Here is a 23,662-nt window from a genome sequence, read left to right on the forward strand (position 1 = left end):
GTTTAATATGGAGGCGTTTATATGAAAATAATGATAATTACTTCTAGTCCTAATACTAATGGTTTAACCGCTAAATGTAGCGATGCAGCAAAGAGTGGGGTGGAAATGGTTTCTGATAATGCATCAATAATAAACCTTAACACATTAAATATTCCTTCTTGCCACGCTTGTGGAAATGGATGGGGTACATGTAAGGATAAACATAGTTGTCAAGTTAAAGATGATTTTCAAAATTTACATGCTAAAGTTGCAGATGCAGATGGTTACATAATTATTACACCAGTTTACTGGGGTGATATGAGCGAATCACTTAGAGCATTCACTGATAGGTTACGCCGATGCGAAGCCTCCAATGGAGAAAAGAGCAATTTATTTAATAAACCTTTTATATGTGTTGCTGCTCCTGGTGGAACTGGTAATGGTAGTATTTCTTGCCTTGCTTCACTTGAAAGGTTCGTAGATCAAGTTAAGGGTATAAAATATGATTTAATAGGAATAACCAGAAGAAACAGAGAATATAAATTAAATACCATAAAAGAAGCTGCCAAAAGTATGGCAGAAAGCTTAAAGTAATATATGAATTTTTAGGGCTTACATTTATAATGTGTAAGCCTTCTTATTTATAATTACAAACTCCATCTTCTTTGCCAATAGCACAATATATTCTCCTAAAATCCTATGTGCATACTTCATCTACACCTCTGCTAAATAATTTTGCATTACTAAAACCATATTCATACCTATTGCTATAATAAACACCCTACTATTAAAAAAGATATATTTCATTATTTACATTTATAATACAATTATCACTACTATAAATATACGCATTATAATCCCTTGGTGTTATAATAGTTATCTTAGAGAATAGAATATTCGCAAGCTAATGACCTATTAACTTGAAAATGACAAGGACCCTAATTCCTTGTACACTAGATATTAAAAGAAGGTATCAAAATGAATAATAAACTTACTAAAAAAGATATTGAGGAACTACAAAAAGAATTCGATTATCGTAAAGGCCCTTTAACAATGGAAATAGCGCACGAAAAAATGGTAGCTGCAGCTCATGGTGATCGAAGTGAAAATGCCGAATACAAGGCTGCTAAATCAAATATGTACGATAACTTTAGAAGAATGGGTTACTTAATAAAAATGATAAGAACTGCTGAAGTTATAGATGATGCTATAGGTATTACTAATGGTGCAAATATAGGTAAAAAACTATCTATAAGATTTGTTGGAAATGATGAAGTAGAAGAAATAGAACTTGTAACAACATTACAGGTAGATATAATGAATGGGAAATTTAGTATTGAATCTCCAATAGGGAAAGTATTGTTTGGTAAAAAAATTGGTGATATAGTAGAAGTTACCTCTCCTGATGGAAATTATAAAATAGAATTAATAAATATATCTAAAAAATGATTACCACTATAGATACGTAATTATATAAATATAATAGAGTCAAGAGATCATCTTTAGAATAGTATATTAAGTAAGTAATTTTATCTTACTATCATACAAATATTTCGGGAGATGATTTCTTTTGAGTTCTACAATTATTTTATTGCTAATTCTTGCTGCTTCAATATTTGGCAAAGCTAATTCTGTTGCTATTGCTACTTGTGCGTTACTTATGTTAAAACTCTTAGGTATCGACAAATACGTGTTTCCATCTATAGAAAAAAGTGGAATGACATGTGGACTCATTCTTCTTATAGCTGCAATTATGATACCTATTGCAAATGGACACATTTCAGTACAAAATATAAAAAGTGTATTCACTTCTTGGATAGGTATAACAGCACTAGTCCTTTCATTTTTAACAACATATTTAAGCGGTCAAGGTTTGAACTATCTTACCGTTCAAGGACACGGTGATATTATGCCTGCTATGATATTAGGTGCCGTTGCTGCTGCTTCATTTTTAGGTGGAGTTCCTGTTGGTCCTCTTATTACATCAGGAATATTAGCCGTATTGGCAAAGATGATTCATCAATAAACCAAATAACTTAAAATACATTTTATTCAAAGTTATTTGGGCTTCCTTTTACATTGTCACCTTCAGTAGACGTTGTCTTATTTAAAGTAAGACTTTTAGTAATACTAGCCACTACGATGGTTGAAGCTGCGCTTTCCATCTCCAGTACAAGCTTTGGATTAGCATCAGTTATCTTACATATTTAATAGGCAAAATTTTAAAAGCAGTTGGCTAATATTTTAGCTAACTGCTTTTATATATGCTTAAATAAAAGGCGTTCTAGTTTTTAAATTATATTTGTCTCCAGTTTTTAATACATGCATTGTAACATTAAAAATAGACAAAATATTATCTTGATATTGCTCTGAAACATTTGTATCACTTATATTACTCCCATCTATAATATAAACTGCGCCAGAACCTAATACTCTTAAGATATTTTCTCTATTAACAATTATTGAAGTATCCTCATCAATACCAATCCCTAAGACCTCTGGATTTTCTGCTACACCAATCAATAATCTCCCTACTCTTCCTCTTTGAGCAAAATGCTGATCTATTATAACACCTTTAATTAGTCCAAGCCCTGGAGCCATTTTAAGAGTACATTTTTTTGGAGATTCATCATCAATCCCTTTTACTATCATAGTATCGCTCATAACTGATGCTCCAGCTGAAGTACCGACAAATACACACCCATCTGAATATTTATGTTTCATAGTACTATAAAGCGGAGTGCCTCCAAGAATACTAGTTATTCTAAGTTGATCTCCTCCAGTAAAAAATACTAATGACGCTTTTTCAATCAATTCTACATTTTCACTTTTTAAAGCATCTTGCCTATTTGCTACATCAAGAACTCTTAAATTTTTAATTCCCAATTTATAGAAAATATTGCTATACTCATTACCAACCTCTATTGGAAGTTGCGTTGCTACTGTTACAATAACCAATAACTGACTTTCCTTTTCAATATGTGCACACACTTCTTGAAGTATCTTCTTTTCTCCCTTTTTATCTTCAGCACCACCTATTATAATTAAACCTTCTAATGTATTACTCACTAATTAATTCACCACCCTTTGTAAATTTTACAGTTATTATTAGATTTTTGCCAATAACTTATGAGCAGATTTCGTTTCGCTAATTTTGTTATTCATTATCTCTACGAAAACCTCAGGATGTTCAATGAAAGCAACAATAATATCTCCTTGCTCCGCAAATTCTATAGCCCTCTTAAAAGCTTGCGTCTCCACTAAAACTTTTTCTAGATTTATGATATTAAATTTAGAGGTCAAAATTCCTTTTTCTAAAATGTCTGCCACTTCACCTTTATTCCTACCTCTTCGATCATCATGTTCCTTTATAAAAATATAATCAAAATTCTCTCCAGCACATTTACCAACTTCCAAAATATCTCTCTCTAGCCTATCTCCTGGTCCCCCAATAACACCTATAAGTTTATTATGTTTTACATTCTTAACTCCATCAAGTACGCACTTATAGCTTTGTATATTGTGTCCATAATCTAATACAATCCTTATATCATTTACATTGTACATGTTAAATCGGCCGGGATTTTGATCTTGATTACAGTAAAATGACATTAAAGCTTTTTTAATAGTCTCATATTTTACACCTAGTCCTATTGAAGCTCCGCATGCCGCCATAGCATTTTCCACATTAAACTTAAGAATACCTTTCATTGTTATTCCTATATCATTTACCTCTATTAACTTTTCACAATGAGTTTCCTTTTGTACTATTATACTGTTATTATCAACGTATACTCCATATCCGCCTTTTTCTATGTTACTCCTCATAACTTGATTATCCTTGTCTTTGGAAAAAATTATAATATTACTCTTTAGCCTATGCAATATACTTATGCTCATTTTATCGTCCCCGTTAATAACAACATAACCATTTTCTTTAACTGATTCACCAACAAGTGCTTTAACTTTTGCTAGGTCCTGCATAGTTTCTATTTCATCCATTCCAAGATGATCTTCGGTTATGTTTGTTATAACACCGACATCCGCAAGATCATACGCTAGTCCTCCTCTTATCATTCCTCCCCTAGCAGTTTCAAGAACTGCTGCATCTACATCCTTATTTGTAAGAACAGCTAAAGCACTTCGAGGACCTGTAGTATCACCTTTAAAAATGCATTTTTCACCTATATATATTCCGCCAGTTGTGGTCATTCCAACAGTATATCCTGCCTTTGTTAGTATATGCCCAATAAGCCTTGTGGTAGTTGTTTTTCCATTTGTACCCGTTATTGCAACTAGTGGAATGCTTTTAGGTACATTTTCAAATAATTTGTCAACTATATGTCCTGCAACATTTTGTTTTGCTCCGATATACGGATTGTGATGCATACGAATGCCAGGTGCAGCATTTATTTCTATTATTGCCCCAGCATTTAGAGGTTTACTTATATCTTCACATATTAAATCTATTCCACAAATATCGAGGCCTATAGCACTTGCCGCCCTTTTGCATATTTCTATATTTTCATCACTTATTAATTCAGTAGAATCTATTGCAAATCCGCCTGTAGATAAATTTGCATTTTCTTTTAAATTCAACTTTTCTTTTTTATTGAGTATTGAATTTAATGAATATTTTTTATGTTTTAAGTATCCTAAAAGTGTGTCATCTATTTTAATTTTAGTTAATACTTTTTCGTGGCCCTCACCTCGTCTTGCATCCTCATTAATATTCTTTATAAGTCTCTCAATAGAACTTATACCATCCCCCAATATATATGGAGGCATTCTCTCTGAGACTGCAACAATATCACCATAAACACTACACACTCTATAGTCCCGTCCACTTATACACTTTTCAACTATTATATCTTCAAACTCCTTAATTAATGTTTCATATGCATTTGATAGCTCTTTCTCGTCTTTTATATTGGCAATAACCCCTTTGCCTTGATTTCCAAACTGAGGTTTTAGTACCACTGGGTACCCGATATCCTTTGCGCCCATTATTGCATCATCACTACTAATTACTTTTCTTCCATTTGCCACAGGCAAAAAATGCATGCTTAATAGTTCTTTGGTCATCAATTTATCTTGCGCAATATTTACAGCTATTGCACTTGTATCACTACCAATAGTCGCTTGTATAGTTCTGGAATACTTTCCATAACCTAATTGTAGCATACTGTTTTTGCCCATTTTCAGTATTGGGATTCCTCTCTTTTGGGCTTCATTATAAATATTAAGTGTACTTACTCCAAGTTGTTCACTCTTTAATATCTCTTTTAATTTTTTCAATTTTAAATTCAAATCAAATGATTTATTAGTTATTAACGAATTAACAAGTTCAACTGCTACCTTTCCAGTCTCTATACCTGTATTGCTGTATTCATACTGATAAATCACATAATAATTATCACCTGATATCTCCCTAGCTTTTCCATAACTTACTTCCACACCAATCATATTTTGGAGTACTAGTATTATATGTTCAGTTATATGAGCCAAATAGGTTCCCTCTTTAAGTCTTTTAATAAATCCTCCATCCTCATCTATACCACATCTGTGTCTAGCAAGCTCTGGTAACATATCGACCAAATTTTCATTGAATTTATAAATTTCTTTACTGGGGGTTTCACTATATCCATCGAGATTTAAGTCAAGTCTTATACACTTCTTATGAGAATATATATTTCTCCCCTCAAAGGCCTTAAAATTAACAATTTTCATTTAATTCCCCTTTCTAATAATATTTTCAGCAATATCAATTGCTATTTTTATAACACTTTTATTTGTTCATTCTTATTTTCACTTTTAAAATTCGGTAAAATAGCACTACCGGATTTATATTTTTACCTTTTATTTATTATTTATTCATAAATATACTTTACACGCCTATTGTAACCATATAAGTTAAATTTGCATAAAATTAGCCTACATTTTATAATCACATATATAAAATGTAGGTTTTAACCTTAGCATTACGTATTAACAACATTTCACAAGGAAAGTCTCCCACTTCTATAAGTTGAAATCTAAATCTCATTCCTAAGTCATTGCAGCGACCCAGGATATGATTTAACCAATAATTTATTTTCAAACTTTACTTCATAATTTCTAATTTTCATTATTTCTATAAGTGGTTCAGCTTTTTCGAAAAAGATAATAATGAGATCCCCAGGTTCTGCAAGATTTAGTGCATTTTTAAATGCTTCAGCCTCGTCTAAAACTTTTTTGATTTTCATACCGTGAAAATTAGATTTTAAAATTCCTTTTTCTAAAATATCTGCTACTTTACCTTTATCCCTACCTCTCCTATCTTTATCTTCTTTTATAAAAATACAATCAAGATTCTCACCTGCGCATTTACCAACTTCCAATATATCACTATCTAATCTATCTCCTGGCACTCCAATAACTCCTATAAGTTTGTTATGCTTTATATGTTTAATACCATCAAGTACACACTTATAGCCTTCTATATTATGTCCATAATCTAACACTACGGTTACATTATTCACCAAATACATATTAAACCTTCCAGGATTTTGTTCTTGATTACAATGAAATGACATCAACCCTTGCTTAAGAGTATCATAATCTATACCTAGTCCTATTGCCGCGCCACAAGCTGCCATGGCATTTTCTATATTATATTTTAAAATACCATTAATTGTTATACCTATATTCTTTATGTCTATTAACTTCTTAATAGTAGTCCCTTGCTGTATTATTATATAGTCATTATCTACATACACTCCATACCCACCATTTTTAATATTTTTTTGCATGATTTCATTATTCTTTTCACTTGAAAAAACAATAAGATTACTTTTTAACCTATGGATAATGCTTACACTCATATCATCATCTCCATTGATAACAACATAACCGTCAGTTTTAACTGCTTCACCAACTAAAGACTTAACTTTTGCCAATTCTTGTATGGTATCCACCCCATCTATTCCAAGATGATCTTCAGTTATATTTGTAATAACCCCAATGTCTGCAAGATTATAAGCCAATCCTTTTCTTATAATTCCACCCCTAGCAGTCTCAAGAACCGCTGCATCTACATCTTTATTTGCAAGTACCGCTAAAGCACTACTCGGACCGGTTGTATCTCCCGTAAATATACATTTTCCACCAATATAAATTCCACTAGTTGTAGTCATTCCAACAGTATATCCTGCAATTGAAAGAATATGTGATATTAGTCTTGTAGTAGTAGTTTTTCCATTTGTACCCGTTATCGCTACTATTGGAATATCATTTGGTTTATTTTCAAATAATTTATCAACTATATAGCCTGCTACATTACGTTTTACTCCACTACTTGGATTGTAGTGCATCTCAATATCAGGCGAGGCACTTATCCCTGTTATTACACCACCGTTTAGAGATTTACTTATATTTTCACATATTAAATCCATGCTACAAATATCAAGACCTATTGAACTTGCTGTCCTTTTACATATTTCTATGTTTTCTTCACATATTAAATTAGTACAGTCTATATCGAATTCTCTTGTTGCCAACTTTGCATCATCATTTAGTAATGACATTTTCTCTGAAACAGCAACAATATCTCCATATACACTGAATACTCTATATCTTCTACCACTTATATACTTTTCTAGTATTATATCTTCATAATCTTTAATTAAAAATTCATAAGCTTTTTTTAGTTCTTTGTCATCTCTTATAATTGAACTAACTCCGTTGACTCCATGTCCAAACTGAGGTTTAAGTACCACCGGATAACCAATATCATTTGCATCCATTATTAAATCTATACTACCTGTTACCTTCATGCCACTTGCCGTAGGTAGAAAATTCATGTTTAATAATTCTTTAGTTAATAATTTATCCTGAGCAGTATTTACTGCTATTTCACTTGTGTCACTACCTAAAGTTTCTTGTATCATTTTTGAATATCTTCCATAACCTAATTGAAATATACAATTTCCAACTATTGGTAGTATAGGTATTCCCCTCTTTTGGGCTTCATTGCATATATCAAGTGTGCTTACTCCCAGTTGTTCTTTCATTAATATATTCTTTAACTTTATTAATCTTAAAGAAAAATCAAATATATTCTTATTAATTAATGAATTAATGAAGTCAACGGCCATATTTGCAGCCTCTATTCCTGTATTTCTATATTCATACTGATAAATCACATAATAATTGTCCCCTAATGTCATCCTAGCTCTTTCATGATTTATTTTTATGCCAATCTTGTTGTGAAAAGCTAAAATTATGTATTCAGTTAAGTTTGCTATATATATTCCTTTTGCATTTCTTTTAATAAAGCCTCTATTTTCATCTATATAGTCTCTAGTCTTATTTATGTCCGGAAACATATGGATCAAATTTTCATTGAAATCATAAAGTTCTTCACTTGAAATTTCATCATACCCCTCAAGATCTAAGTTAAGTTTTATACATTTGTTTTTTAAATATACATTTCTTCCCTTAAATACCTTTATATTAACAATTTTCATGTAATTATCCTCCCTGTTGGCATTTGACTCATACCAATTATGTTTCCTATGACATGTATGCTTTTCACTTTTCTATTATTAAGTTTAAACAACCCTATCAAATTTATATTTTTGCCTTTAATTAGTTATTTATTCATAAATATCTTTTACTTACATTCTAATAATTAAATTACTGAGCCATACCAATTCCACATTTTTTACATTTAGGAATATTTTATATCATAATAGTTCAGAATAAAAAAGTGATAGTTTATTAAATGCAAGGAGGAAGATATGAAAGTTGGTATTCCTAAAGGCCTATTATATTATAAATACTACCCATTTATAGAAAAATTTTTGATTGAACTAGGTGCAGAAATAATTACATCTACAGATACGAATAAGAATATTTTAAACGAAGGAATTAAATACTGTGTAGACGAGGCATGTCTCCCCATAAAGATATTTCATGGACATATATTAGATATAAAGGACAAATGTGATTTATTAATAATACCGAGATTTATGAGGGTGCACGAGCAAGAATTTATATGTCCTAAGTTTTGTGGGCTTCCAGAAATGATATTATGTAGCATACCCAATCTGCCAAAGGTAATGACAGAACCTATATATGCAACTAATGAAAAGGATCTATATACATGGTGTAAAAAACTAGCTGGGATGATTACAAAAGACAAAAATAGTATAAAAGTTGCATTTAGAAAAGCTCTAGCTGAACAAAGAAACACTAAATTCGGTATTAAAAACACAGGCTATAAGATAAATGTTGCTTTAGTCGGACATCCATACAATCTCTACGACACTTTTATTAATATGGATATAGTAAAAAAATTAAATAGGTTGGGAGTTGGAGTAATAACAGAAGAATATGTAAAGAGGGAACAAATTAATTTAGAAGTAAAAAAACTTTTTAAACGCCCCTTTTGGACTTTCGCTACAAATTCTTATGGATTTACAACAAGTATAGCAAAAAACGAAGAAATAGATGGTGCTATATATATATCATCCTTTGCTTGCGGAATAGATTCTGTTGTTATTGAGCTTATCAAAGAAAAAATAGAAGATTTCCCATTTTTAGTTCTAAAAGTTGATGAACATACCGGTGAAGGCGGTGTAGATACAAGAATTGAGGCCTTTATTGATATGATTGAAAGGAAAAATAATAATGAAAATAACATTTCCACACTTCGGCAACACACATCTTGCAGCTAAAGCACTATTTGATGGACTAGGAATAGAATGTATAATTCCGCCATTCAATAACAATGAGGCAATGGAGTTAGGCTCTAAATTTTCCCCTGAAGAAATGTGCTTACCATATAAAATTATGATGGGCAATTATTTGCAAAGTATAAAACTTGGAGCAGATACCATAATTCTTCCTGGAAGCTGTGGTCCTTGTAGATTTGGTGAATACTGTGAACTACAAATGAATTCACTAAAGAAACTAGGATATAATTTAACTTTCATTGTAATTGATAACCCTTTTGCCATAGGTAAAAAAGAATTTTTAAGTCGCCTCGCCAAAATCACAGGCAATAGTACCTTAGATAAAGTTCAAAAAATCAAAGCGTTAAAAACAGCTTATACTGTAAATGAACTAATAGATAAAATTGAGAGCAAGGTACATTATTTAACAGGATTTGAAATAAACAAAGGAGAATTTAAGAAAATTTATAAAGAATGCCTTATTAAGGCTATGAAAGCAGTTTCTCCTTCAGAAATGGTAACCATTCTAAAGGAATATAAGAATAAAATAAATACTATTCCTATTAATAAACATAAATCTCCAGTGAAAATTGCTATTATAGGTGAAATATATACTGTAATTGAACCATTTTCTAACCTTTATATAGAGGATAAACTTATGGACTACAATGTATCTACTAAAAGAATGCTTACCCCTAGTTGGTGGATTAAAGATGCAATACTTAGTCCATTAAAACTTAATTCTATTAATATAAGAAAGGCATCTAGAGAATATCTTCCATATTATATTGGTGGGCATGCCAGAGAATGTGTGGGAGAAGTACTACTTGCAGAAAAAGAACATCTTGATGGGGCAATTCAAATTTTCCCTATGGGCTGTATGCCAGAAATTGTCTCAAAAGCAATTTTAACTAAAATTGCTTTTGATAAAGGATTTCCGATAATGACTTTAATTGTAGACGAAATGACTGGGGAAGCAGGATATATTACTAGGATAGAAGCATTTGTAGATATGTTAGAGAGGAGGAAAAACAATGTACTATATGGGAGTTGATGTAGGATCTGTAAGTACTAACATTGTACTATTAGATAATACATCAAATGTTATAGAAAAACTATATTTAAGAACCAAAGGTAAACCTATAAAAGCAATTCAAGATGGTTTAAAAATATTAAACGAAAAATATGATACTAAGCAAATAAAATCAGTAGGAACAACAGGTAGTGGACGACAAATGGCATCCTTTTTGATAGGCGCTGATATAGTTAAAAATGAAATTACCGCTCATGCCGTTGCATCCCTAGAAATTGACAATGAAGTAAATACCATATTAGAAATAGGCGGTCAAGATTCAAAGATAATTTTATTGAAAAATGGTATCGTAACTGATTTTGCAATGAATACTGTATGCGCAGCAGGTACCGGTTCATTTCTTGATAGACAGGCAGAACGACTAGAGATACCTATTGAAAGTTTTGGAGAATATGCATTAAAATCAAAAGCACCTGTAAGAATAGCTGGAAGATGTGCTGTCTTTGCTGAATCTGACATGATTCATAAACAACAACTCGGATATAATGAAGAAGACATAATAGGTGGTCTTTGTGAAGCAATGGTAAGAAATTATCTAAGTAATGTAGGAAAAGGAAAACGAATCCAATCTAAAATATTTTTTCAAGGTGGAGTTGCAGCAAATATTGGCATTAAAATGGCTTTTGAGAAAGCCCTAGATACAGAAATCTACGTTCCTGAACACTATAATGTAATGGGGGCTATAGGTGTTGCAATACTTGCAAAGGAAAAAGTCATGAAAATAGGAAAAACAAATTTCAAAGGCTTTGAAATAGCATTTAATGATTTTGTACCTAAAAACATTGAGTGTAATGGTTGTGGTAATAATTGTGAAGTAATTGCAATAAAAGATGGAGATAAAACTGTAGGTTGCTTTGGAGACAGATGTGGCAAATGGAGCAATAAGATGGTTGTATAATTTGAATAAAATAAACTTAGCCTATTTATTACTAGACTAAGCTTATTTTTATATTCTATAAGAATTTTGCTCAATAACACTTAAAGTATAAGATTTGTTTTATACCCACACTTTGCACATGTGCCAAAATTAGTATTAAGGTGAATATTGTAATCTTTTCTTTTAATAAGATTATTACCGCACTTCGGACAATATGTTGAATTATCCACGCCAGAAACGTTACCAATATATACATAGTTAAGATATTTTTTTGCTATCTCTCTATCTTTAATCATTACCTCAACTTCTGTAGCTGGACTATGCATCTTGTAGTTTGGAAAATATCTTGATAAATGAAGCGGAATATTTTTATCTAATGAAGCTATGAATCCTGCAATCTTTTCAATTTCTCCAGTAGAATCATTTTCTCCATTTACAAGCAATGTAGTTAACTCAACATGACACTGTTTTGATGACATCTTAATAGTATCGAGCACCGGTGCAATACTCCCACCACACACCTCTTTATAAAATTCATTATTGAAAGCTTTTAAGTCAATATTCATTGCATCCACATAAGGAAGAATCATCTTTAATGGTTCTTCCTTTATATACCCATTAGTTACTAACACTATTTTTATATCTTTCAGTGTTTCTTTTAATAACTTTGATGAATTATATACATATTCATACCAAATAGATGGTTCATTATATGTAAATGCCACACCAATATTATCTTTAAGACTTCTGCATATTTCAACTAATTTTTCTGGAGATATATATTCACTCCTTGCCCTTCCTTGAGATATTGAATGATTTTGGCAAAATTCACATTTAAAATTGCATCCAAAACTTCCTATTGAGAGTATATTACTGCCTGGTTTAAAATGATATAAAGGTTTTTTTTCTATGGGATCTTGAGAAATAGATGTTATTTCTCCATAATTTATCGCATAAAGCCTTCCTTCTTTATTTACCCGTACATTACATTTACCCTTTGCATCAACTGGAATCATACAGTTATGAGGACAAAGTTTGCAATTTACTTTACCCCTTTTGTTTCATAAAACAAAGCTTCTTTTTCCATATTTCCAACTCCTAAATATGCCTAATAACTTGAAATTTTTCTATAGAATAATCTTCATTTGGAGGTATTTCTGCTTTCTTAAGCACAATACTTATTTGTTGATTTATTGTATCAACACCCTCGATATCTGGTAATAACAACCCACTCTTTATTCCACTTTTTACAACCACTCCAAATTTTTTAGGATTTAGTTCTTCTTTTAAAGCTACCTCTGGCTCAGTTAAAACATCTACCGAAAACACAATATCCTCTAGTTCTTCCACTGATACATTACTAAACCTTGGGTCGCCCTCTCCTGCTGCAACAGCATTGCTCACTATTTCTTTTGCAACACTCTCTGTTGTAGGGTAAATCGTCCCAATGCACCCTCTTAATACGCCAAATTTTTTAAGAGACACAAAAACTCCTCTTTTTATATTTAGCATTTCTTCCTTTACATACTTCGGTACCTCCATATAAGTACCCTTTATTAGATAATGAGTAAGACTTTCCCTAGCAAGGCGTACATAAACATCTTCATTATTTAATGACGTATTATATTTATCTCTTTTTGTTTTTATAATTTCTGATAGTACATCTCTATCTCCTTCTTTAAGCTCAAATTTCATTACAGCATACCCAACTCCAAAGGTACCCTCATAAGAAAGCAGTTCACCCTTTATTTCATTACCATCCATTGCACCAAGCATTATATAATAAGACCTTAAAGCACATTCCCCAGCATTTTCAACCATTTTAGAATTTATATTAAATACGCCGACTACATCCCCACTTTTTAGTAAACTTATTATTGATCTATCAAATTTTTCACCATATGGATTATAATTGTAGGGACCTTCATCTTTAAGGTGATGTGAAAGATCACCACTACCTATAAACACAACATTTTTATAACTTTCATCTACTGCTTCTTTAATGAGCATACCAAATTTATATAATTGTATAGGTGTAAGCCCTCCATATGTTATATGTACAAGTTTAAAAGAGTTATATTTATTTTCAACAAAATTCAATGGAACAATGCTGCCATGATCCAATTCATATTCTCTACCATATTGTTTAAGAATACTACCTGTAACCCCAACCGTTTGTATGTTATTTTTGCTAGCTCTCACCATTATTTCTTGTGTAAGATCCATATCTATATCAAAACTCATAGAAACTTCTGGAGCACCAAATTGCTCCAAACTACCTAAAATTGAAGGTTCAAAAGAAAGTGCTATAGCATCTGAAAACATAGTTCCATGTGGCGTAGCTATTATTATTACCTCAGGTTTTATTTCCGCTATTTCTCGTCCAATGCGCTCACATGCATCATATGTATTTTTAATTTTTTTTTCTCTCCATGTCCCACCTCTGGAATTACTATAGGTGGATGTGGCATTGTATAAAAGCCTATTATTTTACCCATTACAATCACCCCTTATATTTATTACTTAATATAGTTTACCCATATTTTATAAAATATAATACCTTCCATATTTGAAAACTCATTTCAATAAGTGTTAATAATATCACTAAAATCAAAGCTGACATCTTAGAAAAGGATGTCAGCTTTGATTAAATTAAAATATGCAATTTGTAACCATTCATAAAATAATCTTAGATATGATAAAAGTTGTTCAATTTTATCGTATTCATTTTTCCTATTTCCCCGGAAATATCACAATTATAGCCATTTTAAATCAGCAAATAAATACATTTTATTTTCAAATGTACACTTTATTTACTTCTTCTCCTTTAAGAACACTAAGCCCACCTTGAACTAGTGCTAAAAGTTCATCCTCACCTGGATATACTATTATTTCTGCAATAAATGCCACTTTCTCTTTTATATATTCAACTGCAGAACTTGAATAAGCTATTCCACCTGTTAATATTATTGCGTCTACCTTGCCATTAAGTACTGCTGCACATTTCCCAATTTCTAGTGATACTTGGTAAAGCATAGCATCTCTCACAGCTTTAGCTTTTTTATCACCATCAATAGCAGCTTGCTCTACAACTCTATCATCATTTGTTCCAAAATGAGCCATATATCCCCCTTTACTATTTATCTTATTCATAACTTCTTCCAACGTATATTTACCACTATAACAAAGTCTAATTAAATCACCAATAGGAACATTTCCTGATCTTTCAGGTGAAAGTGGCCCATCTCCATCTAAAGCGTTGTTGACTTGTACAATTTTCCCTTTAAGATGCGCCCCAACAGAAATTCCTCCACCCATGTGAGCTACAATTACATTAAGTTCTTCATATTTTTTACCACTTTCATTAGCATATTTTTTCCCAACGGCTTTCTGATTTAATGCATGAAAAATACTTTTTCTTTCTATTTCCGGTATTCCAGATATTCTCGCTACATCATGAAGCTCATCTACAACTACAGGATCAACAATATACGCTGTCAAATTAAGCTCCTTTGCAATTTCATGTGCAATTATTCCGCCAAGATTTGAAGCATGTTGGCCCTGAACACCACTCTTTAAATCTTCAAGCATTCTTTCATTAACTATATAAGTTCCACCAGAAATTGGTTTTAAAAGTCCACCTCTTCCAATAACTCCATGCAATGTACTTATGTCGACTTTGCATTTTTTTAAAGAATCTAAAATAACATTTTTTCTAAATTGGAATTGATCATATATATTTTTATATTTACATATTTCTTCTGATGTATGTCTTAAAGTTTCAACTAAAATTGGAGTTTCATCATCATATACCCCTAGTTTTGTTGAAGTTGATCCAGGATTTATTACCAATAGTTTAAATGACATTTTATTACCACCTTCGTATAAATTAATTTAGCGTTACTACGAAAACATTTATTTGTTTTCTAATCTAATCGTTTTCATTAATATGTATACAACTCCCACCCATAATTCTTGTATCTACCTTATTATAAAAACTCTTACTCACCTCAAAACTTTTAAATTCAATTTTCTAAGATTTTCATCATGTAGTTTTAAAGTCATTAGTAGAATTAAAACAATTCCAGCAATTAGGTTAAGAACCAAAAATATGATGCAAAAATGCATCATATTTTTTTGATAGTGTTTGAAATTATCATGCTAAACGTTTCTATCTTAGCATATTTTCAGTCACGTTTCAATTTTGGAACATGATTGCAATTTATTAAGGTAATTTGCTCATGTAAAGTTTTTACCACCCAATATGTCTTACCTTTTTTCTGAAAACATTTATATATAACTAATAACTATTAAATCAAAATGTTATCGATTACTTCTATTATTATACCATATTTTTTTAAAATATTAGTATATTTATTTTGGTAACTTTTTACTAATACTAATAGCTAAAAATTTGTGAGATCATTTTATTTCTCGCCAAATATAAAAGATAATTTTAAAAGTCATTGCTTCATTAAAATCTTTTATGTTAAACCCTGTTTCTCTTTTTATCTTGTCCAATCTATATATTAATGTATTTCTATGAACATACAAACTTTTTGCAGAATCACTTATATTAAGATCATTTTTAAAAAAGATCTCAATAGTATTTACCATTTCATTATCAAGGGCATCTAATTTTTTTTTGAATTCAAACAACATATTATGTTTAAATTTAGGATTCAAACTATAAGTTAACCTTTCAAGAAACAACTTTCTGTAATCAAATATGTTAGTTTGTACTTTGAATTTTTTACCTAGTAACATACTAATTTCGCATTCGTTAAAAATATCTATAAATTCACTTTTATTATATACTATGCGACTAAAGCTTATATAACACTTGCAAAACAAATTAGAAATTATTGTTTCTCTTATACCTATTGCATGTTCTTCTATGTTTTCAAAATCACCCATAACTAAAATATTTCCTTTATAAAATATGGCAAGCACATTTTCATTGCAATATGCTTGCTTAATTATACTAATAGCCTCATGCATACTTCCATCAAGACTTATATAAATAAGACCATATCCTTTTGATAAAAATTTCATATCTTCAAAATTTGCATCATTTGAAATATCTTTACCATCCAATATAGAAACTATAAGTTGTTCTTTTGTGGAACATAAATCAACATATTTATTTTCAATAGTAAATTTTAATAATTTTGATATAGATTTTAATTTTTTTTCTATCTTAAGTAGAAAACTGATTTCACCTAAAAATAAAGGTATATGAATAATATCAGAATTTTCCACAAAATATTTACTAGCAAATATTTTTTTACCGTTTTCATCATCAACGCAAAAATCTATATCAGAACTAATGCTTAACTTTTGTAGAAAATTGTTGATATCATCCATGATTTTTTCCTCCTAAATTATAGGTTTTTGAGAATCTTTATCAAAAATATGAAGTTTATTAATATTTAAAGCAACCTTAATAGAATCTCCAGATTTTGTTCTTGATGTTCCATCTACTCTAACGGTTAAAAGACTTTTGCCTTTACTCAAATGAAGATAAGATTCAGCTCCTAAAAGTTCTGTTACCTCAACCTTAGCATCAACAATAGCTTCTTTATGCTTCTCTAAAAACTCTGGATTATCATCTATATTTTCTGGTCTAATACCAATAATAACCTCTTTCCCAACGTAACCCTGCTTTCTCATTATAGCACTATTCTCAGAATTTAAAGGAATGACACTGTCTTCAAGATTCATAACTAATTTACCATCTTTTTCAACTATTTTACTATCTATAAAATTCATCTGTGGACTTCCGATAAATCCAGCGACGAATATGTTCTTAGGATGCTCATATAAGTTTTGAGGTGTATCTACCTGTTGAATAACACCCTCTTTTAGAACTACTATTTTTGTACCAAGAGTCATAGCTTCTGTTTGATCATGTGTAACATAAACAAATGTTGTTTGTAATCTATTATAAAGTTTAGATATTTCAGCTCTCATTTGAACTCTAAGTTTAGCATCAAGATTTGATAAAGGTTCATCCATTAAGAATACTTTTGGATCTCTAACAATAGCTCTTCCCATAGCAACTCTTTGTCTTTGTCCACCAGATAAAGCTTTAGGCTTTCTGTCTAATAAATGCTCAATATCAAGAATTTGTGCAGCCTCTTTAACTTTTATGGCTATATCTTTTTTGGGGATTTTTCTTAGCTTTAGTCCAAATGCCATATTGTCATATACTGTCATATGAGGATATAATGCATAGTTTTGAAAAACCATTGCAATATCTCTGTCTTTAGGAGATACATCATTTTTAAGTTCATCATCTATGTATAATTCTCCTTTAGTTATTTCTTCAAGTCCTGCTATCATTCTTAATACAGTAGATTTACCACAACCAGAAGGTCCAACAAAAACTACAAATTCTTTGTCCTCTATTTCAAGATTAAAATCATTTACTGCAGTAACATCTCCATCATAAGTTTTGTATATGTGTCTTAATGATAAATTTGACATTTTAAATTCCCCCTAAATACTTTTATGACTTAAGTTTAATATACTATAGCAATTTTAGCTATTTGGAAAACTCACAAAAATAACTTACTAAATTTGTATTAAAATACAAATCTAATAAATTACCATGATTTTTAACGTATATTAAGTCTCATTAATATATAATACACCTATAACTAATAATAAGGGGGTTCTATTATGAAGGTCAAATGTATCGATAATGATTTATGTTCTGATTTAACTTTTGGTGGTGTATATAGTGTTGTAGAAGAAGGAGATAAGTATTACGTTCTTTTAGTCAAGGAACAAAAGGAAATTATTACAAGAAAAACTCGATTTGTAATTGTCCAAGATGGAGAAATAACTAAAAAAGCTAAAGCCACAATTAATGAACTTGATTATCAACTTCAAAATGAATTTAAAGATATTAAAGATTTTAAAATGAGGAAAAATAGTAAGGGTGAAATAAAAGAAATTATAATTAAATTTAAATTTGAAGAAATTTAAGTGAATTAAAATTAGTCTAGCATCTTTTATAGTTACTACTTATGTATTCCAAATAACGAATGCCTAAGTAGTAATAAAATATCTAAACAGAAAGGAAGTGAATCTTTAGTGAATTTATATACTTAGTGTATACTATTTCACTAAACATAAATAATGAAAAGTGAAAAGGAAAAAATGTTAGCGGGAGAATTCTATAATGCAAGTGATAAAGAATTAGTAAAAGAAAGAAACTATGCAAAAAATCTAACCTTCGAGTTTAACCATACAAAACCAAGTGAACTAGGGAAAGCAAAAGAACTCTTAGGAAATTTAATTGTTGCAAATGGTTCCTTTCATATTGAGGCGTCTTTTAATTGTGATTATGGATACAATATTGAAGTTGGTAAAAATTTTTATGCTAATTACGGATGTACTATACTTGACATTAATAAGGTTAAAATTGGAGACAATGTATTATTAGCACCAAATGTACAAATATATACAGCTTGTCACCCCACAAATCCTAAGGAAAGACTATCTTGCAAAGAGTTTGGAAAACCAATTGTTATAGGAGATAATGTTTGGATTGGCGGTGGTGCAATAATATGTCCTGGAGTAAAAATAGGAAATAATGTTACTATTGGTGCCGGAAGTGTTGTAATTAAAGATATACCTGATAATGTAATTGCTGTAGGCAATCCTTGTAAAGTCATTAAAAGTATATAAAGTTGCTCAATTTTGGGATTAGAGCTTATATCTACACTTCCAGTTATTATAACATTCCCAAATAACTTCATTGCGCAATCTGTAACTGGAATAGCTACAAGATGGTATTTTAAAACATTTTCTATCAAATCATTAATATTACCTGTATCAAACATTGATTTTAATCTTTTATTCATAACATCACATTTTCTTTACGCGTTGCTCCCTCGCCGGTTCAAATTTCCATTACTTTTTTGAATCAGCGTAAACTTGATTTTCAGAACAAGCATTTTTAGTGAAATTAGCAATATTAAATTGAAAATTTTTTTATCTATTTGTTAAATTGCATTGATAGAATGTCAAAGTAGAATTTTGACTTTAATGAATTTATAAGTATATAGGTATTAAATCAATACTATTTAAGTAAAATATAAATAATTTCAATATGAAAATCAAACCAAATTTAGTGTATTTTATTAAGAAAAAAAGTTATTTGAAAAATATTTAAGTAAAAACAGTGATTAATTAAAGAAATTTTGTATAGAAATAATAGTAAAATAGATATTGCATGATATGATTATATAGTATATAATTATATCATAATTGAATATTAGCTCCGAGCTTTTAGTGCCTTATAGGTATTAATGGCCGTTAGGGAATAATGAGTAATTGTTATGCCTGCTATATTGCAAAGGAGTTCATCTTTAAGACCTAAGTAAATAATTTAGGTCTTAAAGATGAACTTTTTGCTTTTTAAATAATTATTTATGCTTTTTTACTTTAAGAAATAAGCATATAATATAAAAGTAAAAATGATATTTAAAATTAAGATGTAAACGGTTTGTCATTTCTGAAAAGGGAGGTAATTATGAATACCCTGTTATAAGGTGATTTGAGTTATTGTGGTATTTATTATTAATTCAATATTATATATATTATTATTAAATAGTATAAAAATTTAAAATATAGAAAGGGGAAATGATTATGTTCGGTTATAATGGAAAAGTTTTAAGAGTTAATTTAACAGATGAAACTTACAAAGTAGAAGCACTTGACGAGGCAAAAGCAAAAAAATATATAGGAAGTCGAGGCCTTGGAGTTAAAACATATTTTGATGAAGTAGATCCTAAAATAGACCCTTTATCAAAAGAAAATAAACTATTAATAGTTGGAGGTCCATTAACTGGGGCACCAATGCCAACAAGTGGAAGATTTATGGTAGTAACTAAAGCGCCATTAACTGGAACTATAGCAATATCTAATTCTGGTGGAAAATGGGGAGCTGAATTTAAATATACTGGGTTTGATATGATAATTCTAGAAGGAAAGGCTAAATCTCCTGTATATATGAGTATTGTTAATGATAAGATAGAGTTTAAATCCGCAGACCATATATGGGGAAAATTAGTACAAGAAACTACAGATATACTTCTTAAAGAATCAGATCCAAGATCAAAAGTTTTGTGTATTGGACCTGCCGGTGAAAATCTTTCATTTATGGCGGCTATTATGAATGATGTTGATAGAGCTGCCGGAAGAGGCGGAGTTGGAGCTGTTATGGGTTCAAAAAATTTAAAAGCTATTGTTGTTAGAGGTACTGGTAAAGTTAAATTGTTTGATGAAGCAAAAGTAAAAGAAGTATCTAAAGCTAAGATTAAGATATTACGTGATGATCCAGTTGCTGGTGGGGGACTACCTACTTATGGAACTGCTATACTTGTTAATATCATGAATGAAAGTGGTATACATCCAACAAAAAATTTCCAGGGATCTTATACTGATAGAGCAGATATGATAAGTGGTGAAACTTTAACAAAGGATTGCGTAGTAAGAAAAAATCCATGTTCTAGATGTACTATTGGTTGTGGTAGATGGATAAAACTTGATAATGGCACCGAATGTGGAGGACCTGAGTATGAAACATTATGGTCATTTGGTTCAGATTGTGACGTTTATGATATGAATTCTATTAATACTTCAAATATGCTTAGTAATGAATATGGACTTGATACGATCTCCGCAGGATCAACTATTGCAGCTGCTATGGAATTATATCAAAGAGGATATATTAAAGATGAAGAGTTAGCGGCAGATGGACTTTCTTTAAAATGGGGAGATTCTAAAGCAGTCGAAGGTTGGATAAGAAAAATGGGATTAAGAGAAGGTTTTGGCGATAAGATGGCAGATGGTTCATATAGATTATGTGACTCATATGGACATGTAGAATATTCAATGACTGTTAAGAAACAAGAACTTGCTGCATATGACCCAAGAGGAGTTAAAGGACAAGGAATTACTACTGCTGTTAACAATCGAGGTGGTTGTCATATTAAAGGATATATGATTAGTCCTGAAATCCTTGGATACCCTGAAAAGCTTGATAGATTAAAACTTGAGGGAAAAGCAGCTTATGCTAAGGTATTCCATGATTTAACAGCTGTTATTGACTCACTTGGAGTATGTGTATTTACAACATTTGGACTTGGAGCACAAGACTATGCTGACATGTACAATGCTGTTGTTGGTGGAGAAGAATATGATGTTAATTCATTAATGCTTGCAGGAGATAGAATTTGGACACTAGAAAAATTATATAACCTTGAAGCAGGAATAGATAGTTCACAAGATACACTTCCAAAGAGATTTCTTGAAGAGCCAGTTGTTTCTGGCCCATCAAAGGGAGAAGTTTGGGAGAAAGATATATTAATTCCACAGTATTATGAAGCAAGAGGCTGGGATAAAAACGGCATTCCAACTCCAGAAACACTTACGAAATTAGGCCTTGAAGAATATATAAAATAACATTATAATATAGTAAAAATGAAACCGCATGTTATTTAAATTATTTCATGCGGTTTATAATTTAAATTTTAATACGGAGGTGATAACTTGAAAGTTCTTGTCAAAGTATTTGCAACTTTTAGAGAAGGTAGGCAAAAAATACAAACTTTAGAATTAGAAGAAGGCTCTACACCGAAAGATATTTTTAAAATTTTAGGAATAGAAGAGTCTGAAATTGCTATTATGCTCAGAAACGGTAGAGATAGAGAAAATGACATTAAATTAGCAGATGGAGATACTATATCATTATTTCCGCCAGTTGGAGGTGGATAAAATAATTTAATCTAATTGGTATTCACACTAATTAAGAAACGTATTAGATTTGGACCTCTCTTTCTATCTATAAGATAGAAAGAGAGGTCCAATAAAATAATAAAAAACATTGCTTTTAAATCAGTATTTTTACTGTGCTTTAACTGGAGGCTTACCACTAATGATAAGCTTTGCTTCTGCTTCAGTAAGATCATAATTTAAAAATGTCTTGTAAAAACTTCTTGTTTCTGAAACCATATCTAGATTTTTAAATTTATCAGGAGTTATTAATTGTGCAGCCCATTGTATTTGTAATGCTTCTTCAGCACTATAACGATCCCACATGTATCCACCATCAGGGTTTAGAACTACTTTCCCGTTTTTAACTGCTGCAACCTTTTTCCATGCATCTGTATTTATTACAGTTTTATATTTTTTAGCATCAGGCCCAAATATTATTATATCAGGATTCCATTTCATGATTTGTTCCATTGATACTTCTTTCGCATTACCAATAATTCCTGATGCTACATTAATTCCACCTGCAGCTTTGATCCAGGCATCAATAATTGTACTGCCACCATCGATTGTTAATGGTGAAATCGTATTGACATGCATAACTTTTGGTTTCTTGTTAGTTGGTATTGTAGATGTTTTATCTGTAATCATTTTTAACTTACTATCAAGATAAGTATTAAATGCAGTAGCCTTCTTTGTAGCATCAGGGCCGAGAATATCTCCAGTTACTTGAAAACATTTTTTTAATCCATTGAAGTCTTTAAAAGTAAGTTGTACTGCAGGTATGCCAATGCTTGTTGCTTTATCTGCATATTTAGAACCAATAGGCAGAAAAATAATATCAGGTTTTGTCTTTAATAATCCTTCAATATTAACATCATTTTTTGTAAAAACAGTTGCTGCATTATTCATCTGTGGATTTATTAGATAAAGCCACGGTCTCCCTTTTGCAGTAAGAATTGTAGAAACAATTTTATTTCCCTGTCCTAACATATCTAAAACTTCATTATGCGCTGGCCAAGCATCCCCAATTCTATTAATTTTAGCGCGAATTACAATTTTTTTACCAGCCATATCAGTAATAGTTTTTGGGGCTACCTTGGTTTTGGTCATAGTTGAAGAACCAGTCTTTTGAGCACATCCTGCCATTAAAAAAGTAAATATAAGTACAGATAATAATGGTAAGAATTTTTTCTTTAACATAAAAAC

General features: G+C 30.6%; 18 protein-coding genes, 1 pseudogene and 1 riboswitch. Of the genes and pseudogenes, 10 read left to right on the top strand and 9 right to left on the bottom strand.

All coding sequences use genetic code 11. From position 1 onward, the window contains the following. Positions 1–21 precede the first annotated feature (21 nt). From KPL38_RS07995 to KPL38_RS08005, 3 genes are all read left to right on the top strand, one after another. The gene (locus tag KPL38_RS07995) at positions 22–573 is read left to right on the top strand and encodes a flavodoxin family protein (RefSeq protein WP_216288625.1); all 552 of its coding nucleotides are present in this window, start codon (positions 22–24) and stop codon (positions 571–573) included. Positions 574–957: 384 nt separating this feature from the next. Beyond that, positions 958–1,428 (top strand): GreA/GreB family elongation factor, encoded by a 471-nt coding sequence (locus tag KPL38_RS08000; RefSeq protein WP_216288626.1) that lies wholly within the window; start codon positions 958–960, stop codon positions 1,426–1,428. Between the two features lie 121 nt (positions 1,429–1,549). Next, a complete protein-coding gene (locus KPL38_RS08005; RefSeq protein ID WP_216288627.1) occupies positions 1,550–2,005 on the top strand; it encodes a DUF441 domain-containing protein in 456 nt (151 codons plus the stop codon). A 242-nt stretch (positions 2,006–2,247) separates the two neighbouring features. Here KPL38_RS08005 and KPL38_RS08010 read toward each other — a convergent pair whose 3' ends face one another. From KPL38_RS08010 to KPL38_RS08020, 3 genes are all read right to left on the bottom strand, one after another. Beyond that, the gene (locus KPL38_RS08010) at positions 2,248–3,048 is read right to left on the bottom strand and encodes a cyanophycinase (protein WP_216288628.1); all 801 of its coding nucleotides are present in this window, start codon (positions 3,046–3,048) and stop codon (positions 2,248–2,250) included. A gap of 39 nt (positions 3,049–3,087) precedes the next feature. Next, positions 3,088–5,709 carry a cyanophycin synthetase gene (gene cphA / locus KPL38_RS08015; RefSeq protein ID WP_216288629.1) on the bottom strand — a complete coding sequence of 874 codons (2,622 nt, stop codon included), beginning with the start codon at positions 5,707–5,709 and terminating at the stop codon, positions 3,088–3,090. A gap of 323 nt (positions 5,710–6,032) precedes the next feature. Continuing rightward, complete coding sequence (locus KPL38_RS08020) at positions 6,033–8,486, bottom strand: Mur ligase family protein (protein ID WP_216288630.1); 2,454 nt, start codon at positions 8,484–8,486, stop codon at positions 6,033–6,035. A gap of 273 nt (positions 8,487–8,759) precedes the next feature. Here KPL38_RS08020 and KPL38_RS08025 point away from each other — a divergent pair, with 273 nt between their 5' ends. From KPL38_RS08025 to KPL38_RS08035, 3 genes are read left to right on the top strand one after another with little or no spacing between them, the layout of a single operon-like run. Beyond that, a complete protein-coding gene (locus KPL38_RS08025) occupies positions 8,760–9,698 on the top strand; it encodes an acyl-CoA dehydratase activase-related protein (protein WP_216288631.1) in 939 nt (312 codons plus the stop codon). Next, entirely contained in the window at positions 9,652–10,749 is a 1,098-nt protein-coding gene (locus KPL38_RS08030; RefSeq protein WP_216288632.1) for an acyl-CoA dehydratase activase-related protein, read from the top strand. Before KPL38_RS08025 ends, KPL38_RS08030 begins: the two co-directional genes overlap by 47 nt. Continuing rightward, positions 10,730–11,686 (top strand): acyl-CoA dehydratase activase, encoded by a 957-nt coding sequence (locus tag KPL38_RS08035; RefSeq protein WP_216288633.1) that lies wholly within the window; start codon positions 10,730–10,732, stop codon positions 11,684–11,686. Before KPL38_RS08030 ends, KPL38_RS08035 begins: the two co-directional genes overlap by 20 nt. A gap of 80 nt (positions 11,687–11,766) precedes the next feature. Here the strand turns inward: KPL38_RS08035 and amrS are convergent, their stop codons facing one another. From amrS to KPL38_RS08060, 5 genes and pseudogenes are all read right to left on the bottom strand, one after another. Beyond that, positions 11,767–12,681 carry an AmmeMemoRadiSam system radical SAM enzyme gene (gene amrS, locus KPL38_RS08040; RefSeq protein ID WP_246577874.1) on the bottom strand — a complete coding sequence of 305 codons (915 nt, stop codon included), beginning with the start codon at positions 12,679–12,681 and terminating at the stop codon, positions 11,767–11,769. Between the two features lie 82 nt (positions 12,682–12,763). Beyond that, a pseudogene (gene amrA / locus KPL38_RS08045) lies at positions 12,764–14,163 on the bottom strand (AmmeMemoRadiSam system protein A). 298 nt (positions 14,164–14,461) lie between these two features. Next, a complete protein-coding gene (gene buk / locus KPL38_RS08050) occupies positions 14,462–15,532 on the bottom strand; it encodes a butyrate kinase (RefSeq protein WP_216288634.1) in 1,071 nt (356 codons plus the stop codon). A gap of 555 nt (positions 15,533–16,087) precedes the next feature. Then, a complete protein-coding gene (locus KPL38_RS08055) occupies positions 16,088–17,032 on the bottom strand; it encodes a PucR family transcriptional regulator (RefSeq protein WP_216288635.1) in 945 nt (314 codons plus the stop codon). A 12-nt stretch (positions 17,033–17,044) separates the two neighbouring features. Then, positions 17,045–18,154 (bottom strand): ABC transporter ATP-binding protein, encoded by a 1,110-nt coding sequence (locus KPL38_RS08060; RefSeq protein ID WP_216288636.1) that lies wholly within the window; start codon positions 18,152–18,154, stop codon positions 17,045–17,047. A 195-nt stretch (positions 18,155–18,349) separates the two neighbouring features. Here KPL38_RS08060 and KPL38_RS08065 point away from each other — a divergent pair, with 195 nt between their 5' ends. The 4 genes from KPL38_RS08065 to KPL38_RS08080 all read left to right on the top strand — a co-directional run bounded on the left by KPL38_RS08065 (position 18,350) and on the right by KPL38_RS08080 (position 22,456). Further along, the gene (locus KPL38_RS08065; RefSeq protein WP_216288637.1) at positions 18,350–18,658 is read left to right on the top strand and encodes a hypothetical protein; all 309 of its coding nucleotides are present in this window, start codon (positions 18,350–18,352) and stop codon (positions 18,656–18,658) included. A gap of 153 nt (positions 18,659–18,811) precedes the next feature. Further along, a complete protein-coding gene (locus tag KPL38_RS08070; RefSeq protein WP_216288638.1) occupies positions 18,812–19,363 on the top strand; it encodes a sugar O-acetyltransferase in 552 nt (183 codons plus the stop codon). Positions 19,364–19,944: 581 nt separating this feature from the next. After that, a riboswitch (molybdenum cofactor riboswitch) is annotated at positions 19,945–20,055 on the top strand. A gap of 271 nt (positions 20,056–20,326) precedes the next feature. Then, a complete protein-coding gene (locus KPL38_RS08075; protein ID WP_216288639.1) occupies positions 20,327–22,144 on the top strand; it encodes an aldehyde ferredoxin oxidoreductase family protein in 1,818 nt (605 codons plus the stop codon). A gap of 87 nt (positions 22,145–22,231) precedes the next feature. Then, positions 22,232–22,456 (top strand): MoaD/ThiS family protein, encoded by a 225-nt coding sequence (locus KPL38_RS08080; RefSeq protein WP_216288640.1) that lies wholly within the window; start codon positions 22,232–22,234, stop codon positions 22,454–22,456. A gap of 129 nt (positions 22,457–22,585) precedes the next feature. On the opposite strand, the gene KPL38_RS08085 is transcribed toward KPL38_RS08080, so the two are convergent. Beyond that, a complete protein-coding gene (locus KPL38_RS08085; RefSeq protein ID WP_216288641.1) occupies positions 22,586–23,656 on the bottom strand; it encodes an ABC transporter substrate-binding protein in 1,071 nt (356 codons plus the stop codon). Between the last annotated feature and the right edge of the window lie 6 nt (positions 23,657–23,662).

The sequence above is a fragment of the Clostridium psychrophilum genome, from assembly GCF_018861705.1.
Classification (GTDB): Bacteria; Bacillota; Clostridia; order Clostridiales; family Clostridiaceae; genus Clostridium_AD; species Clostridium_AD psychrophilum.

Bases quoted from the DNA above. Each gene is read 5' to 3' on its own strand.
- KPL38_RS07995 (WP_216288625.1), top strand. From the start codon at position 22: ATGAAAATAATGATAATTACTTCTAGTCCTAATACTAATGGTTTAACC.
- KPL38_RS08000 (WP_216288626.1), top strand. From the start codon at position 958: ATGAATAATAAACTTACTAAAAAAGATATTGAGGAACTACAAAAAGAA.
- cphA (WP_216288629.1), bottom strand. From the start codon at position 5,709: ATGAAAATTGTTAATTTTAAGGCCTTTGAGGGGAGAAATATATATTCT.
- KPL38_RS08020 (WP_216288630.1), bottom strand. From the start codon at position 8,486: ATGAAAATTGTTAATATAAAGGTATTTAAGGGAAGAAATGTATATTTA.
- KPL38_RS08025 (WP_216288631.1), top strand. From the start codon at position 8,760: ATGAAAGTTGGTATTCCTAAAGGCCTATTATATTATAAATACTACCCA.
- KPL38_RS08030 (WP_216288632.1), top strand. From the start codon at position 9,652: ATGAAAATAACATTTCCACACTTCGGCAACACACATCTTGCAGCTAAA.
- KPL38_RS08035 (WP_216288633.1), top strand. From the start codon at position 10,730: ATGTACTATATGGGAGTTGATGTAGGATCTGTAAGTACTAACATTGTA.
- amrS (WP_246577874.1), bottom strand. From the start codon at position 12,681: ATGATTCCAGTTGATGCAAAGGGTAAATGTAATGTACGGGTAAATAAA.
- buk (WP_216288634.1), bottom strand. From the start codon at position 15,532: ATGTCATTTAAACTATTGGTAATAAATCCTGGATCAACTTCAACAAAA.
- KPL38_RS08055 (WP_216288635.1), bottom strand. From the start codon at position 17,032: ATGGATGATATCAACAATTTTCTACAAAAGTTAAGCATTAGTTCTGAT.
- KPL38_RS08060 (WP_216288636.1), bottom strand. From the start codon at position 18,154: ATGTCAAATTTATCATTAAGACACATATACAAAACTTATGATGGAGAT.
- KPL38_RS08065 (WP_216288637.1), top strand. From the start codon at position 18,350: ATGAAGGTCAAATGTATCGATAATGATTTATGTTCTGATTTAACTTTT.
- KPL38_RS08070 (WP_216288638.1), top strand. From the start codon at position 18,812: ATGAAAAGTGAAAAGGAAAAAATGTTAGCGGGAGAATTCTATAATGCA.
- KPL38_RS08075 (WP_216288639.1), top strand. From the start codon at position 20,327: ATGTTCGGTTATAATGGAAAAGTTTTAAGAGTTAATTTAACAGATGAA.
- KPL38_RS08085 (WP_216288641.1), bottom strand. From the start codon at position 23,656: ATGTTAAAGAAAAAATTCTTACCATTATTATCTGTACTTATATTTACT.